Annotated in this window: 12 protein-coding genes; 4 read left to right on the top strand and 8 right to left on the bottom strand. The window is 69.9% G+C overall.

Annotation, left to right across the window (positions count from 1 at the left end):
- The first annotated feature begins 98 nt into the window (after nucleotides 1-98).
- Nucleotides 99-947: a pantoate--beta-alanine ligase gene (panC, locus tag MRB58_RS03900; RefSeq protein ID WP_244780400.1), complete on the top strand. Its 849-nt coding sequence runs from the start codon at nucleotides 99-101 to the stop codon at nucleotides 945-947.
- Nucleotides 948-1,214: 267 nt separating this feature from the next.
- Here the strand turns inward: panC and MRB58_RS03895 are convergent, their stop codons facing one another.
- The 5 genes from MRB58_RS03895 to dctP are packed head-to-tail and all read right to left on the bottom strand — an operon-like array spanning nucleotide 1,215 to nucleotide 6,867.
- The gene (locus MRB58_RS03895; protein WP_244780399.1) at nucleotides 1,215-2,243 is read right to left on the bottom strand and encodes a proline racemase family protein; all 1,029 of its coding nucleotides are present in this window, start codon (nucleotides 2,241-2,243) and stop codon (nucleotides 1,215-1,217) included.
- 11 nt (nucleotides 2,244-2,254) lie between these two features.
- The gene (locus tag MRB58_RS03890; RefSeq protein ID WP_244780398.1) at nucleotides 2,255-3,931 is read right to left on the bottom strand and encodes an aconitase X; all 1,677 of its coding nucleotides are present in this window, start codon (nucleotides 3,929-3,931) and stop codon (nucleotides 2,255-2,257) included.
- 20 nt (nucleotides 3,932-3,951) lie between these two features.
- On the bottom strand, nucleotides 3,952-5,265 hold the full coding sequence (locus MRB58_RS03885; RefSeq protein WP_244780397.1) for a TRAP transporter large permease subunit: 1,314 nt from the start codon (nucleotides 5,263-5,265) through the stop codon (nucleotides 3,952-3,954).
- 1 nt (nucleotide 5,266) lies between these two features.
- Nucleotides 5,267-5,788 carry a TRAP transporter small permease subunit gene (locus tag MRB58_RS03880; RefSeq protein ID WP_244780396.1) on the bottom strand — a complete coding sequence of 174 codons (522 nt, stop codon included), beginning with the start codon at nucleotides 5,786-5,788 and terminating at the stop codon, nucleotides 5,267-5,269.
- 17 nt (nucleotides 5,789-5,805) lie between these two features.
- Nucleotides 5,806-6,867: a TRAP transporter substrate-binding protein DctP gene (gene dctP, locus MRB58_RS03875; RefSeq protein ID WP_244780395.1), complete on the bottom strand. Its 1,062-nt coding sequence runs from the start codon at nucleotides 6,865-6,867 to the stop codon at nucleotides 5,806-5,808.
- 419 nt (nucleotides 6,868-7,286) lie between these two features.
- On the opposite strand from dctP, the gene MRB58_RS03870 reads away from it, so the two are divergent.
- Nucleotides 7,287-8,318, top strand: a complete 1,032-nt coding sequence (locus tag MRB58_RS03870; protein WP_244780394.1) for an Ldh family oxidoreductase — start codon at nucleotides 7,287-7,289, stop codon at nucleotides 8,316-8,318.
- 111 nt (nucleotides 8,319-8,429) lie between these two features.
- Here the strand turns inward: MRB58_RS03870 and MRB58_RS03865 are convergent, their stop codons facing one another.
- Nucleotides 8,430-9,404 carry a dihydrodipicolinate synthase family protein gene (locus tag MRB58_RS03865; RefSeq protein WP_244780393.1) on the bottom strand — a complete coding sequence of 325 codons (975 nt, stop codon included), beginning with the start codon at nucleotides 9,402-9,404 and terminating at the stop codon, nucleotides 8,430-8,432.
- A 163-nt stretch (nucleotides 9,405-9,567) separates the two neighbouring features.
- Nucleotides 9,568-10,275 carry a GntR family transcriptional regulator gene (locus MRB58_RS03860; RefSeq protein WP_244780392.1) on the bottom strand — a complete coding sequence of 236 codons (708 nt, stop codon included), beginning with the start codon at nucleotides 10,273-10,275 and terminating at the stop codon, nucleotides 9,568-9,570.
- A gap of 262 nt (nucleotides 10,276-10,537) precedes the next feature.
- On the opposite strand from MRB58_RS03860, the gene MRB58_RS03855 reads away from it, so the two are divergent.
- Nucleotides 10,538-12,982, top strand: coding sequence for a M10 family metallopeptidase (locus tag MRB58_RS03855; RefSeq protein WP_244780391.1), 2,445 nt, complete (start codon nucleotides 10,538-10,540; stop codon nucleotides 12,980-12,982).
- A 43-nt stretch (nucleotides 12,983-13,025) separates the two neighbouring features.
- Here the strand turns inward: MRB58_RS03855 and MRB58_RS03850 are convergent, their stop codons facing one another.
- Complete coding sequence (locus MRB58_RS03850; protein ID WP_244781885.1) at nucleotides 13,026-14,324, bottom strand: MFS transporter; 1,299 nt, start codon at nucleotides 14,322-14,324, stop codon at nucleotides 13,026-13,028.
- Nucleotides 14,325-14,618: 294 nt separating this feature from the next.
- On the opposite strand from MRB58_RS03850, the gene cyoA reads away from it, so the two are divergent.
- Nucleotides 14,619-15,695, top strand: a complete 1,077-nt coding sequence (gene cyoA / locus MRB58_RS03845) for a ubiquinol oxidase subunit II (protein WP_244780390.1) — start codon at nucleotides 14,619-14,621, stop codon at nucleotides 15,693-15,695.

Below are 15,695 nucleotides of genomic sequence, written 5' to 3'. Positions count from 1 at the left end.
GGTCTTCGCGCCGGTCTCGGCGTAAGTCTTGGCGCCGGCGCGCAGGCGTGCGAGGTCGACACCGCGAGCGACTGACCACGAACCACCGGGACGCCACTGTGCAAGTTCACTACTCCAAAGCCGATTTCCGCGCTGCGACAGACGGGACGCGGGCGGGTCGGACCCTCGGCCTGGTGCCGACGATGGGGGCGCTGCACGACGGGCACCTCAGCCTGGTGCATCGCGCCGAGGCGCAGTGCGACGCGGTGGCGGTGAGCATCTTCGTCAACCCCTTGCAGTTCGGTCCGGGGGAGGACTTCGGCGTCTACCCGCGCACGCTCGAGGCGGATCTGGCGTTGCTGGAGGCGGCGGCGGTCGACCATGTCCTGGTGCCGACCCCGCAGGACATCTATCCGGACGGCTTCCAGACCACGGTGATCAACCGCGACCTGAGCTGGGTGCTGTGCGGCGCGTCGCGCGTCGGTCACTTCGACGGGGTGCTGACGGTAGTGCTGAAGCTGATCAACATCGCGCGGTGCGACCGGGTCTATTTCGGCAAGAAGGACTACCAGCAGTTCAAGCTGGTGGCGCGGATGGTGTCGGACCTCGACGTGCCGACCGAGGTGGTCGGCTGCCCGACGGTGCGCGAGGCGAGCGGGCTCGCCCTGTCGAGCCGCAACGCCTATCTCGCGCCGGCCGAGCGCGCGCACGCGGTCAAGCTCTCCGCGGTGCTGACGGCGATCCGCGACGCCCACGCGGCCGGGGAGCGGGACGTCGCGCGCCTCACCGCCCTCGCCGAGCGGCTGAGCGCCGATCCCGAGATCGCGCTCGAATACCTCGAACTCCGCTCGCCGGATCTCGCGACCCGCTATGAGGACACCGCGGCGGCGACCGCGGTCGCGCTGATCGCGGCCCGCGTCGGCGACACCCGCCTGATCGACAACGTCGAACTCGGCTTCGAGGTCTGAGCGCCGCCACCCCGAGGCGCTACCCTCGAGGACTGCGGCGGGGTCAAGCGCCCACCCGGACCCACGCGCAGCGCAGAGCGCGAGCATGGGGAGGACGGGCGCTTGACGCCGTCGCGGTCCTCCTCAGCCTGGAGCTGCCTGTCGAGGTGAGATGTCTTCTTCAGACATCTGACCGCGACGGCTGCCCGCCGGCGAGGCGGGGGAGCGCGAGGGGGAACTCCCTCGCTGCGGCGGTTCCGTCCGGCAGGGCGCGGCGTGGTCACGCGTTCAGCGCGCGCCCCAGGTGTCGGTCAGGCGGTAGCCGCCCGGCCAGGGGTCGTCCGGATCCAGCATGTGCTGGTGAATGCCGGTGACGAAGCCACGGCCGGAGAGCTCCGGACGGATGGCGCGCAGCGGTCCGACGCTGGTCTCGCCGAGGATGCGCCCGGTGAACGTCGAGCCGATCAGCGAGACGGTGGTGAGGGTATCGTCCAGCCCCATCTCGCCGCGGGCGTGAAGCACCGCCATGCGGGCGCAAAGGGCGGTGCCGGTCGGCGAACGGTCGACCTTGCCGGGGCGAATGGCGACGGCGGCGCCGGCCCGCAGCCCGTCGGCGGTGCGCTCCAGCGGGCCGGCGAAGAGGGTGAACGAGATGTGCCGCCAATCGGGGTTCGTCGGGTGGTGGAAGCCGAGCGCCTCGGTCGCGGCGCGGGTGATCGCCATGCCGGTTCGGGCGATGTCGTGCGCCTCGTCCTCGGCCAGCGCGAATCCGAGCGCGGCGGCGTCGACGATGACGAAGCTGTCGCCGCCGTACGCGGTGTCGACGGTGAGGGTGCCGATCCCCTCGACCTCCAGCGGCACGGCGAGCCGGGCCGCGAAGCTCGGCAGGTTTTCCACGAAGATGCGCCGCGCCTTGCCGCCCGAGCACTCGGCGCGGACATGGACGAGGCCGCCCGGCGCTTCGAGGGTGAGTTCGGTCCATGGCTCGGTCATCGGCAGGATGCCGCCGTCGAGGAGCACGGTGGCGACGCAGATGGAGTTGGAGCCCGACATCGGCGGGTTGTCCTCCGGCTCCATGATGATGAAGGCGGCGTCGGCGCGGGGGTCCTTCGGCGGCACCAGGAGGTTGACGTGGCGGAAGACGCCGCCGCGCGGCTCGTTGAGGACGAAGTTGCGCAGCGTCTCGTCGCGACCGATGAACCGGCTCTGCTCCCAGATCGTATCGCCCGGCGGCGGCGTCACGCCGCCGACGATGACGTCGCCGACCTCGCCTTCGGCGTGGGCGGAGATGACGTGGACGGTCTTGGCGCTTCGCATGGGATCTCTCGTCAGGCCAGCCAGGCCGGCGGGGCGGTGGGGGCGCGGCCGGTGAGGGCGGCGGCGGCGCAGTCGGCGAGGCTGCCGAAGCGCACCGTGCGCCCGGAGAGCCCCGGCCCATAGTGCGCGTACTTGCCCGAGTTCGTCATCACCATGCGCGCCGCCGGCGGAAACACCGGCTCGGAGATGGAACACCAGCAGAGATCCGAGACGACGGTGACGCCCGCGGCGGTCAGCGTCGCCAGCGTCCCGTCGGCGCGGGCCCCTTCGCGGGCGTGCCGGCCGAGGGTGACGATGACGTCGGTCGCCGGGTGGCGCGTGCTGCCGGCGAGCAGGGCGGCGAGGGCGCGGCATTCGGCGAGCGAGAAGTGCGGGCTGCCGAATGCGACGAGATCGATCGGTGCGTCGCCGTCGTTGAAGCCGCGCCAGACCGCCGCGATGTCGGCGGGCGTCACCGCCACCGTATCGGCGTCCGCGGCGAGGGCGCCCGCCTCGGGCGTGACGCCGGCGATATGGAGCATCGGCGCGGCGGAGGTGGTGGCGAACGCGGCGCAGAAGGCCTTGAGGTCGTCTTGCGACGGCGCCGCGCTCTGCAACCCGGTGACGAGCGGGATGCGATCGGGCGCGAGGCGGCCGACCAGCCAGCCGAGCAGCGGCCACAGCGCATCGTCGTGGCCGGCGGGCGGCTCGACCGCGACGATACGGCGGGCGGCGCGGTCGGCGTCGCGGTAGACGCCCGAGAGCGGGGCACGGCCGGTCAGCGCGATGAAGAGGTCGAGGAAGTCCGGGTGCTTGACCGTGCGCGCGCCGAGCACGCTGTTGGCGTAGACGACCGCGTTCGATTCCGCCCAGGCGATCGGCTCGCCGGCGGCGGGCGGACCGTCGAGCGTGTAGGGGGCGCAGGTGAAGGTCGGCGCGGCGCCCATCTTCACGTACGCCTCGGCGAGGCGGGCGGCGGGGCGGCCGAACGCTTCCGGCGTTCCCTGCCGCTCCCAGTGCGCGTAATCCACCGAGATGGCGTTCATCGTCGTCGGCACGCGCACCTTCGCGCCCATGTCGGCCATGGCCTCGGCGAAGGTGAGGTTGGCGGGGCTGGCGTAGATGCAGCCGTCGATGTGGGCGCGGGTGACGTCGGTCAGCGCCGTGGCGCCCTGACCGGCGGCCATCACCAGGGTCGTCTCCATGGCGAGGCGCACCGCCTCGCCGTCGGCGCCCTCCAGCATCGCCCGGTCGGCGGCCGTGAGGTCGAGGTGCGACGGATCGAGCGGCGCGAGCGGGATCCGCAGCGACCCGGCCTTCACGGCATCGGCAGTGATCCGCGCCTCGGGGACGGCGGCGAGCGCGTCATAGTCGGCCGGGGCGAGGCGCAGGACCGCGAGGGGGCGGTCGAACATGCGCCCGGCGATGAGGGCGCCGAGGGTCAGGATGTCTTCCGCCTCGCGGAACACCAGGGCCGCGGGGGCGTGCCCGTTGAGCGCCAGCTCAAGCAGCACGCCGCTCCCGGTGCAGGAGCCGCGGCTCGTCGGCATCAGCACGATCTTGCCGGCCAGCGACGCGCCCCGCAACGGGTGGTGCTGGTCGATCACCGCGCCGGTCGCCGGATCGACGCCGCCCCAGAAGCTGAGGCCCTCGGGAGAGGAGAGGACGGGACCCGCGGCCGGTGCCGCAACGACGATGGTCGACTTCAACGCGGGTCTCCCCTCCGGGGTCAGAAGCCGACGATCTGGTCCGGCAGCCAGGTGGCGAGCCAGGGGAAGGCGGCGATCAGGATCAGCGTCACCACCTGCAGCGCGATGAACGGCAGGACGCCGCGGCACATCTGCCCGTAGGTCATGTCGGGCGGCGCGATGGATTTGAGGTAGAAGATCGACGGGGCCATCGGCGGCGTGAGGTACCCGGTCTGGATGACGACGAGCACCATCGTGGCGAACCACACCGGGTCGATCCCCGCCGAGCGGATCAGCGGCGTGAACAGCGGCACGACGATGAGGACGTTGGCCGTCCAGTCCAGCACGAAGCCGAGCAGGAAGACGACGAGAAGGAAGAAGACGATCATCCCCGTCGGGTCGAGCCCCGCGGCCTCGATGAACTCGCGGATCAGCTTGGAGCCGCCGTTCGCCATGAACGTGCCCATGAACATCGTCCCGGCGGCGACGATGAGGAGGATCATCGCCGAGATGCGCACCGAGATGGAGAGCGATTCGGTGAGGACGCCCAGCGACAGCCGCCCGTTGAGGATGCACAGGACGAGCGCGCCGGCCGCGCCCACCGCGGCCGCCTCCGTCGGCGAGGCGACGCCGCCCATGATGGAGCCGAGCACCGCGAAGATCAGCAGGAAGACCGGGACGAGCGTCGTCACCGTGGCGCGGATCTTCACGTTCAGCGGCAGGTCGACCTCCGGCACGTCCCCCGGCTCGCGCTTCACCGGCCAGATGATGCCGCTGACGAGGATGTAGGCCAGGAAGAGGCCGACCATGATGAGCCCCGGCAGCATCATCGCGGCAAGGATCTTGCCAACCGAGAGCTGCGCCAGCGAGGCGTACATCACCGCGATCACCGACGGCGGGATCATCGTGCCGAGAGAGCCGCCGGCGCAGATCGTGCCGGCGATCAGCGAGTTGGAGTAGCGCGCCTTCTGCATCGCCGGGATCGCCATCATGCCGATCATCACCTCGACCGCGCCGACGACGCCGGCGGCGGCCGCGAAGATCGCGCCCATGGCGATGGTGGCGAGGGCGAGGCCGCCGGGGAAGCGGCCCAGCCACATGTTCATGACCTGATAGAGCCGCTCGGCGATCCCCGAGCGCTCCAGGAGCGCGCCCATGAGGATGAAGATCGGCACGGCCGACAGGATGAAGTTGGTCGAGGCGGAATAGAACGAGCCGTAGAGCTGCGCGAAGGCGACGTCGCCGAAGGCCATGAGGCCGGCGCCGACCGCGACGAGGGTCAGCGAGAAGGCGACCGGAATGCCGAGAAGGATCAGCGCGAAGAGCGCCGGGAACATCAATCCCGCGGTCAGCATGTCAGGCCTCGAGCTTGAAGGTGTCGTCGGCGCGCGGGGCGAGGAAGGCGCGGATACCCTCGGCCGCCAGTTGCAGCGCCAGGGCACCGAGGCCGACCGTGAGCGCGGTATAGAAGGGCCACATCAACGGTGCCCAGGGGCTCACCGTCTCCACCTCGCCGGTCAGGTAGGCGCGCAGGGCACGGGTGCCGGCGACATAGGCGAGCCAGCCGAACGTGGGGCAGAGGAGGAAGAGGTAGACGGTCCCGTCGATCGCGCCGCGCACGCGGGCGGGGAGGCGCTGGGACAGAAAGTCGATGCGCACATGCGCGTCGAGCCGCAGGCATCGCGCCGCGCCGAGGACGAACAGGGTGCCGGTGCTCATGTACGCGACGTCGAACGCCCACAGGGTGGGGGCGCCGAAGACGTATCGCGCCACCACCTCGTAGAGCATGGAGGCGATCAGGACGAGGAGCATGACCTGGGCGGCGATCCCGAGAAGGAGGGACAGACCGTCCGCCACGCCGAGGAAGGCTCGTTTCATGATCGCCGCCCGTCCCGTTACTTGCCGTTGCGGATCAGGTAGCCGCTCTGGCCGGCCCAACGGTCCTCGTAGGCGAGGTAGTCGTCAAGCAGCTCGCCCATCGCGGGCTTGCCGGCCTCGGCCTCGGCCGCGGCGGTCTTCTTCATCCAGGCGCGGCCCGCTTCGCCGAGCTGGTCCTGGAACTCCTGGCTGATCTCGATCACCTCGGCCCGGCTGGCGCGCAGCTCTTCCATGGCTTTGATGTCCTTGTCGTAGAAGCTGTAGAGCGACTGCAGCGAGGTCAGCTCGGCGGCGGCCTCGATCTTCTTCTGCGTCGCCTCGTCCAGCTCGTCCCAGGTCTCCTGCTTGACGACGACTTCCCACACGAACGTCGGCTGGTGGACACCCGGCACCATGATGTAGGGCGCGGCCTCGTGGAAGCCTTCCGGCAGGTTGCCGGACGGGGTCGCCCACTCGATCGCGTCGACGCCCTTGCGCTCCAGGAGGGTGTAGATCTCGCCCGGCGGTACGGTGGTCGGCACCGCGCCGAAGGTGTCGCGGATGACCTCGCCCCAGGCACCGGCGGTGCGGTACTTGAGGCCGTTCAGGTCCTCGGCGCTCTCGATCTTCTTGTTGGAGTGGGCCATCACCTCCGAGGAGCCCAGCCCCACGATCAGCGACTTGAAGCCCTCCGCGGCGCGCAACTCGGCGAGCTTCTCGGCGCCGCCGCCCTCGAGCATCCAGGTGGTGTGCGCCTCGGGACCCATGCCGCCGGGGAACGAGCAGAAGACCGCGTTGATCGGGTCCTCGTTGACGCGGAAGCAGGGGGTGGAGTGGCCCGCCTCGACGATGCCGTCCTTCACGCCCTGGTAGACCTGCAGCGCCGGGACGAGGACGCCCGCGCCGTAGGGGTCGATCTCGACCTTGCCGTCGGTCAGCAGCTCGACGTTGTCGGCGAAGCGCTCGAGGAAGTTGATGTAGAACGGCGAGCCCTCGGGGACCGAGGTGGGCACCCGCCAGGTGACCTCTTGGGCCGAGGCACCGGCCGCGACGAGAGACATCGCGCCGGCCAGCGCCAGACGCTTGAAGGAACTGGGCATGCTTCACTCCTCTGATGGATGCCCCGCAGCCGATCGCGGCCGCGATGTGCGTGTTCCACGGTACACAGAACTGATTTGTCGTGTCGACAAAAATAATACAACACAATACGCAGTGCCGGCGCTATATCTAAAGCCATGAAATGCATCACGAAATTCGGCAATCGTCGATTTGCGATGCGCACCCGTGCCTAAGCCGTGAGCAGGTTTCGCTCCGTTGAACCATGCAGCCGGTCGACAGTGTTGGACGCTTGTTTCGGCGGCATCTTGCATACACTATGAATGCAAGCTCGCGGCCCGTGCGACCGCCGCCAGGTCCGCGCGGCCACCCGTCGGTGCCGCACCCCATCCGCCGCTGCGGTCCCGGCGGGGGCCGCCGCCGCACCATGACGGCCCCGCCCGAACCCACGAGGATGCCCGGTTTGCTGAAATCTCCCATCTCGTTCGACGACCTGACGCGCCTCATCGAGGCGATCTTCCTGCGTGCCGGTTTCACGCCGGCGCAGGCCGGGCCGATCACCCGCGTCATCGCCGCCGGCGAGCGCGACAACTGCAAATCGCACGGCGTCTATCGCATTGCCGGCTGCCTCTCGACCGTGAAGGCCGGCAAGGTCGACCCTGCCGCGGTTCCGCAGGTGGTGGACACCGAAGGGGCGGTCGTGCGGGTCACGGCGGCGGGAGGCTTCGCCAACGCCGCGTTCGAGCTGGGCGCTCCGGTTTTGGCCGAGCGCGCCCGCGCGCTGGGCTTCGCCGCCCTCGCGATCAACGATTGTGTCCACTTCTCGGCGCTGTGGCCGGAGGTCGAGGCGTTGACCGGCGAGGGGCTCGCCGCGATCGCGATGTGCCCCAGCTACGCCACTGTCGCCCCGGCGGGCGGTCGCACGCCGCTCTTCGGCACCAACCCCTTCGCCTTCGGCTGGCCGCGGCCGGGCGGCATCCCATACGTGTTCGACTTCGCCACCAGCGTCGCCGCGCGCGGCGAGGTGGAGCTGCACGCGCGCGCCGGCACCCCGCTGCCCGAAGGCTGGGCGATCGACGTCGCCGGCAATCCCACGACCTCGCCCAGCGAGGCGCTCGCCGGCGCGCTCCTCCCCTTCGGCGGCCACAAAGGCTCCGCGATCTCGACGATGATCGAGCTTCTGGCGGGTGCGATGATCGGCGACATGATGAGCCCGGAGGCGATGGCGGCACTCGGCGGCCGCGCGCTCGCCCCGCGCCACGGCGAGCTGATCCTCGCGTTCGACCCGGCCCGCTTCGCCGCCGGGCGGGGGCGCGACCCGCTCGCCGACGCGGAGACCATGCTGGAGGCGATCGCCGGCCAGGGCGCGCGGCTGCCGTCGCAGCGTCGCTACGCGGCGCGGGCGCAGGCGCTGGCCGAGGGGATCACCCTGACCGAGGCCGAACTGACGGAGTTGCAGCGGCTGCGCGACAACGGGCTCGACGCCGTCGCGTGACGTGACGTGCCGGACGGGCGGGTAGCGGGGCGTCCGGCCGCGCCAACCAGGGGCCCGCGGCGCTGTCGGCCTGCCGCGGGGCCGGGTCGATCGAGGCGGGTCGGCGGCCGCTCAGGCCGCCGCCGCCGCATTCTCCGCCACCGTGCCGAACTCCTTGGCGGACCATTCGGCGTACCAGCTCTGGAAGAGAGCGAACTGCGTCTGCGCGTAGCGGCGCTGACTGTCGGACAGGGCGTCCGTCTCGATGAAGTGCAAGGTGTACTCGGCCTCGCCCGTCAGCACCATCAGGTACTTGTAGTAGAGGACGAGGTCCGGGCCTTCGTCGAACGAGGACAGGACGTTGAGGGCCGCGTCCAGCTCCAGCGCCTGGCGCCGCGCCGTCGCGTCACCCGCGGCGGCGGCCTTGGACAGGGCCACGAGCTGTAGCACCTCGGCCGGCAGCACGTTGCCGATACCGGTGATCGCGCCGACCGCGCCGCAGTTGACGAAGCCGTGGAAGACGTTGGTGTCGACGCCGACCAGCAGCATCACGTCGTCCGCGCCGCTGGTGATCTCCTCGGCGGCATAGCGCAGGTCCTTCGCCCCGCCGAACTCCTTGAAGCCGACGAGGTTCGGGTGCTCGGCCCGCAGCGCGAAGAAGAGGTCGGCGCGCGTCGCGAAGCCGTAATAGGGGCTGTTGTAGATGACCGCCGGCAGGTCCGGCGCGGCCGACAGAACCGCCTTGAAGTGCGCCCGCTGCGCCGTCGCCGACGTGCCGCGCGACAGGACCCGCGGGATCACCATCAGCCCCTTGGCGCCGACCTTCTGCGCATGCGCGGCGAGCGCCACGGCGGACGCGGTGTTGATCGCCCCGGTACCGACGACGACCGGCACGCCCGCCTCGGCCAGGCGCGCCACGCCCTCCATGCGCTGCGCGTCTGTCAGGAGCGGCCAGTCGCCCATCGAGCCGCAATAGACCACGGCGCGCATGCCCGCCTCGATCATCTGGCGGCCCTTGCGCACCAGCGCGTCGAAGTCGGGGCTTCGGTCGGCCTTGGCCGGCGTCATCAGCGCGGGGATGCAGCCCTCGAAAATGCTGGTCGTCATCCTGTTCACCTCCAGAGCGAAGTCCCGCCACGGTGGCGGGCGCAGCCAATCCTGCGATGGGACCGGGGGCGACCATAGCATTTGTATTTTCTGTGTCGACAAAGTTCGTGCAGCTTTCGCGCGATGCCTGGTCCGTGCCGGCGGCCGGGCGCGCCCGGCGGCCTCAGAGCGCGATTTTCTGCCGCCTGTCGCGTGAGATCATGGCGCGGATCTGGTTCACGATCTGGTCGGCATGGGCGCTCGCCAGCGCGTCGGCCCGCGGCACGTCGCGCGCTTCGATGGCGGCGATCATGTCCTCGTGCTCGGCGACGTATTCCTGCGGCAGGCGGTCGTCGAACGAGGAATAATAGAGCCGCAGCAGGCGCCGCCCCTCATCGAGGAGGCGCAGGCAGAGCGCCTCGTAGTATTGGTTGCGCCCGGCGACGGCGATCGCGGCGTGAAACTCGCGGTTGGTGGCGATCATCGCCAGCGCGTCCTGCGCCGAGACCGCCGCGGCGAATTCCACCTGCCGCGCGCGGATCGCCTCGAGGTCGGTCTTGCGATGGTCCTCGGCGGCGAGGCGCGTCGTGACGCGGTACATCAGCGTCATCGCGTCGAAGAAGGTGTGCAGGTTGAGGAAATCGATGGTGGTGACCACGGTGGAGCGGTTCGGCAAGGTCGTCACCAGCCCCTCGCCGGCGAGCCGCACCAGCGCCTCGCGAATCGGCGTGCGTGACATCTCGAGCCGCTCGGACAGCTGGATCTCGTCGATCGGCCGGCCAGGCGCCAGGGTCAGGTCGAGGATCTCGTTGCGCAGAACGTCGTAGACATACTGGGCGCCCGACCCGCGCTTGCGCTCGTGGGTCTTCTCCGCCTTCGGGGGCAGGGCCATGCGACTTCCTCTGTCGACAACAAAAATATTCTATGTACTTGAATACACTCAAACGTTGACGGCGCGACAATAATCTTCGCGCTGGTGCCGGTCGTGCGCCAGCGCGCCGCATGTCGTCGCCCCCGGCACGATCGTGCTCGGGCACCCAGCCTGGGGGCGGCTTGTTCGGCGATGCTGGCCTGGCGTGCTGCGCGGACTGCGCACGCCGGGTGATCGCGGTCGCGCCACCCAGAATCGTATCTGTGTGTGTAGCGAGTAGATCATGGCTGGAACAGCAACGCCGACCAACAACGCGGGGTCGGCCAATACGTGGCTGGGCGGGCTCCTCTCGGGAGCCGAATGGACCTCCGGCGCCAACACCGACATCAGCGTCTATATCGCCGGCACCAGCGGTGACGAGACGCTCACCCACGGCGGCCAGAGTGTCACCGCGCGCGCCTCGATCGCCCAGCCGGAGATCGACGCGATGAACGAGGCGATGGCGATGATCGCTGCCGTCTGCGACGTGAGCTTCACCAGCGTCGGCAGCCAGGCGAACGCGGACATCATCTGGGCCGCGGTCGACAATGCGGACGGGCAGGGCGCTCTGGGCTGGGCCAACTTCCCCGGCGGCGCCTACAGCGCCACCTACGGCGATTATCAGAGCGTCATCGCCGTCAACCAGGACGCCTACGTCGGGCCGGCGGTGAACGTCGGCGGGTACGACTACATCACCTTCATCCACGAGCTGGGGCACGCGCTCGGCCTGTCCCACCCCCACGACGCCAGCGGCTCGTCGACGGTGTTCCCCAACGTCTCGGGCCCGTTCAACGACTATGGCGACTACGACATGAACCAGGGCGTCTACACGATGATGTCCTACAACGACGGCTGGGCGACGGCGCCGCACGGCAGCCCCGGCGCGGCCGCCTACGGCTGGCAGGGCACGCCGATGGCGCTCGACATCGCCGCCCTGCAGGAGATGTACGGCGCCAACACGTCCACCGCGACCGGCAACGACACCTATACCCTCGCCGGCAGCAACGCCGCCGGCACCTACTACGAGTGCATCTGGGACGCGGGCGGCACGGACGAGATCGTCGGCCAGGCGGCGGCGACCAACACCATCGACCTGCGCGCCGCGACGCTGGGCGACGAAGTCGGCGGCGGCGGCTTCATCTCCTATGCGGCCGGCATTCACGGCGGCTTCACCATCGCCAACATGGTCGTCATCGAGAACGCCACCGGCGGCAACCTCGCCGACACGCTGACCGGCAACGACGCCGCCAACGATCTCGACGGCCTGGGCGGGGCGGACGTCATGGCCGCTGGCGCGGGGGCCGACACGGTGGCCGGCGGCGCCGGGACCGACTCGATCGACGGCGGGGCGGGCGGCGATTCCATCGCCGGGGGCGCCGACGACGACACCGTGCGCGGCGACGCCGGCGACGACGCGCTCGACGGCGGCTCCGGCGCCGACACCTTCCTCTTCGAGGGGATCTTCGGCAACGACACCATCGCCGGGGCCGGCGCGGATGCCGGCGAGACCGCCAACGTCATCAGCTTCGGCGCGTTCGTGACCGAGGCGATGATCACCTACGCCCTCACCGGCAACAACGACGATCTCCTGATCACCGTCTCCGGCGGGTCCGGTCCGACCCAGCAGAGCGGCACGATCCTGATCGAAGGCTACGCGACGGCGCAGGGAGGCGGCGGCGGCTTCGGTTCCATGGTGTGGACGGCGAACGGCGGCGGCAGCGTCGATCTGACGGCGGGGGTGGGGGCCAACCCGCCTGCGCCGCCTCCGGCGCCGGTCGTGACCACCATCACCGGCGGACGCCGCTCCGACTATCTCACCGGCACCGGCGACGACGAGCTGATCAACACCGGCGCCGGCAACGACCGCGCCTTCGGCATGGGCGGCAACGACACGGTGGTCGGCTATACCGGGGCGGACACGCTCTACGGCGGCACCGGCGACGACAGCCTGACCGGCGACCAGAAGAACGACCGTCTCTACGGCGAAGGCGGGCTCGACACGCTGGACGGCGGCGCCGGCTCGGACCGTCTGGAGGGCGGCGACGATGCCGACGTCCTCCTGGGCGGCAACTACGACGACACCCTCTACGGCGATGCCGGCAACGACAGCCTCGACGGCGGCGCCCACGCCGACCGCCTCTACGGCGGCGCCGGCAACGACACGCTGCTGGGCGGGCGCGACAACGACCAGCTCGACGGCGGCGCCGGTGACGATTCCATGCTGGGCGAAGAGGGGCGCGACTACGTCATCGGCGGAGACGGGGCCGACACCCTCGACGGTGGCGCCGACGTCGACGTCCTCTACGGCGGTGCCGGGGCGGACAGCATTCGCGGCGGGGCGGGTGAGGACAAGATCTACGGTGAGATCGGCAACGATACCCTGGACGGCGGCGGCCACGCCGACACCTACATCTTCTCCGGCGACTTCGGCCACGACACCATCGTTTCGCTGGCCGGTGGCGACAAGATCCACCTCGCCTCGTTCCGCGCCTTCAAGGGGGCGGCGATGTCGATGGCCGATCTCAAGCTGACCCAGTCCGGCGCCGACGTCGTCATCGAGCTGGACCTCGACCGCAACGGCATCGTCGACAACGTCGACTACGATGCGGACCTGATCCCGGACCCGGTTTCGGTGACCGTGGAGAACATGACCGTCGCCGCGCTGAGCGCCAGCGACTTCGTCTTGTGACGCGGCGGGGCAGGCGCCGCGCGGTGCCTGCCCTTGCGGGGCTTCAGATGTGGCCCTTCAGCTCCAGCCGGCGGTTCAGCGACAGGACCGCCAGCGTGCACACAGCGCCCGACAGCAGGTAGGCGCCGGCCGAGATGAGGCCGAAGTTGCTGGCCAGCAGCAGCGCCGCCAGCGGTGCGAAGCCGGCGCCGAAGAGCCAGGCGAGGTCGGAGGTGATCGCCGATCCGGTGTAGCGGTAGGCCTGGCTGAAGCTCGACGCCACCGCGCCCGAGCTTTGCCCGAACGACAGTCCCAGCAGGATGAAGCCGAGCACCATGAAGATGGCCTCGCCGACGCTGCCGCCGTCGAGAAGCTGCGGCGCGAAGCCGGAGAACACCGCAATCGCCAAGGCGCAGCCCGCCAGCAGCCGGCGCCGGCCGTAGCGGTCCGCCAGGACGCCGGAGGCGACCACCGCGGCGACGCCGAACATGGCGCCGATCATCTCGATCACCAGGAACTGCGCCGGGTGCTCGCGGGTGTAGAGGAAAATCCACGACAGCGGGAACACCGTCACCATGTGGAAGAGGGCGAAGCTCGCCAGCGGCACGAAGGCGCCGATGGCGACGATGCCGCCCTCGTCGCGCAGCGTGCGCACCATCGGTGCCGGTTGCAGCTCTCGGTTCTTGAACAGCCGCGCGAATTCCGGCGTCACCACGATGCGCAGCCGCGCGAACAGCGCCACGACGTTGATCGCGAAGGCGACGAAGAAGGGATAGCGCCAGCCCCACGAGAAGAAGTCCTCCGCCGGCAGGTTGCCGAGGAAGAAGGCGAAGAGGGCGCTCGCCACGATCAGCCCCAGCGGCGCGCCGAGCTGCGGGATCATCGCCCACCAGCCCTGCTGATTGGCCGGCGCGTTGAGAGACAAGAGCGAGGCGAGCCCGTCCCACGACCCGCCCAGCGCCAGACCCTGGCAGACCCGGCAGATGGCGAGGATGACGATGGCGGCGACGCCGATATGCTCGTAGCCCGGCAGGAAGGCGATCGCCACGGTGGAGCTGCCGAGCAGGAAGAGCGCGGAAATCAGCTTTGCACCGCGGCCGTGGTGGCGGTCCACCCACATGAAGATCAACGTGCCGAACGGCCGCGCGATGAAGGCGAGCGCGAAGAGGGCGAACGAGTAGATCGTGCCCTTCACCGGGTCGACGAACGGGAAGATCAGCCGCGGGAACACGACCACCGAGGCGATCGCGTAGACGAAGAAGTCGAAGAACTCGGACGTGCGGCCGATGATGACGCCGACGGCGATCTCGGCGGGGCGCACGGGGCCGCCGTGGGCGTTCACGCGGGTGGCGTCGCCCAGCATCTGGCTCGGTTCGGTGGAGGCGGTCGTTGAACTCACGGGAGGGGTCGATCCTCGGCTAGGTGCGGCAAGGTCGCGGGACTGGCCGCAACCCATGCGGCCGCCCGTCGCTTCGCACAGTTTGTGCAGGTGCGAGATTGGACGATTTGTCCAAGCCCCATTCGTGCTGCAACGCAATATGCCTTGCGCCAAGTCACTACGGGGGTGGGCAAAATGACCAATGCCCCCACTGCTGCACTGCAGCTAGACCGCGCCCGTCGCGGTCCGGCGGCGCGCCTCGCATAGACAGGATCAGCCTTGCGTCCTCTCAGATTTCTCCTCCTCCTTCCGCTCCTCGTGGGCCTCGGGGGGTGCAACTTCGTCGTCCTCGATCCGTCCGGGCACATCGCCGCCCAACAGCGCGATCTTCTCGTCATCTCCACCGGGCTGATGCTGCTCATCATCGTGCCGGTGATGGCGCTGACGGTGCTCTTCGCGTTCCGCTATCGCCACTCCAACACCAACGCGAAGTATGACCCCGAGTGGCACCACTCGACCATCCTCGAGCTGGTGATCTGGTCGGCGCCGCTCGCCATCATCATCTGCCTCGGCGCGCTGACCTACCTCGGCACCCACCTCCTCGACCCCTACCGCCCGCTGGCCCGTATCGACCACGACCGCCCGGTCGAGGCGAACGTCGCGCCGCTCGAGGTCCAGGTGGTCGCGCTCGACTGGAAGTGGCTCTTCATCTACCCGCAGTACGGCGTCGCCAGCGTCAACGAGATGGCCGCCCCCGTCGATCGGCCGATCAACTTCAAGCTCACCTCCTCGGCGGTGATGAACGCCTTCTACGTCCCCGCGCTGGCCGGCATGATCTACACCATGGCCGGGATGGAGACCCGCCTCCACGCGGTGATGAACGAGCCGGGCACCTTCAAGGGCTTCTCGTCCAACTACAGCGGCGAGGGCTTCTCGGGCATGCGCTTCGAGTTCCAGTCGCTCGACGACGCCGCGTTCGACGGCTGGATCGAGGCGGCCAAGTCCTCCGGCGCGACGCTCGACCGTGCGCGCTATCTCGACCTCGTCGCCCCCAGCGAGAACGTGCCGGTGGAGACCTTCGCCAGCGTCGAGGACGACCTCTTCCAGACCATCGTCGAGCAGTGCGTGAAGCCGGGCTCCACCTGCATGAGCGAGCTGATGGCCGACGCGTCCGGCTTCCTGTGCGGCCCGCGCACGACCGAGGGGCTGAACGCGGCGATCACGCCCGGCCTCTTCACCACCGCCGAGCTGGAGCAGCGCTTCGCCCCGGTGCGCGGCGCCGGCCTCCGCCAGCCCCATGAACGTACCTGGGACGCGGCGACGCAAGACGCATCCTCCGCCCCCACCAATCTCTGA

It is taken from the genome of Acuticoccus sp. I52.16.1 (assembly GCF_022865125.1).
GTDB lineage: Bacteria > Pseudomonadota > Alphaproteobacteria > Rhizobiales > Amorphaceae > Acuticoccus.
Note: the sequence above shows the minus strand (reverse complement) of the source record. Positions and strands in the feature narration are given on the sequence as shown.

Excerpts from the sequence above, each read along its gene's own strand:
- MRB58_RS03850 (WP_244781885.1), bottom strand. The coding sequence starts at position 14,324 with ATGCTGGGCGACGCCACCCGCGTGAACGCCCACGGCGGCCCCGTGCGC.
- MRB58_RS03860 (WP_244780392.1), bottom strand. The coding sequence starts at position 10,275 with ATGGCCCTGCCCCCGAAGGCGGAGAAGACCCACGAGCGCAAGCGCGGG.
- MRB58_RS03885 (WP_244780397.1), bottom strand. The coding sequence starts at position 5,265 with ATGCTGACCGCGGGATTGATGTTCCCGGCGCTCTTCGCGCTGATCCTT.
- MRB58_RS03855 (WP_244780391.1), top strand. The coding sequence starts at position 10,538 with ATGGCTGGAACAGCAACGCCGACCAACAACGCGGGGTCGGCCAATACG.
- MRB58_RS03865 (WP_244780393.1), bottom strand. The coding sequence starts at position 9,404 with ATGACGACCAGCATTTTCGAGGGCTGCATCCCCGCGCTGATGACGCCG.
- dctP (WP_244780395.1), bottom strand. The coding sequence starts at position 6,867 with ATGCCCAGTTCCTTCAAGCGTCTGGCGCTGGCCGGCGCGATGTCTCTC.
- MRB58_RS03895 (WP_244780399.1), bottom strand. The coding sequence starts at position 2,243 with ATGCGAAGCGCCAAGACCGTCCACGTCATCTCCGCCCACGCCGAAGGC.
- MRB58_RS03880 (WP_244780396.1), bottom strand. The coding sequence starts at position 5,788 with ATGAAACGAGCCTTCCTCGGCGTGGCGGACGGTCTGTCCCTCCTTCTC.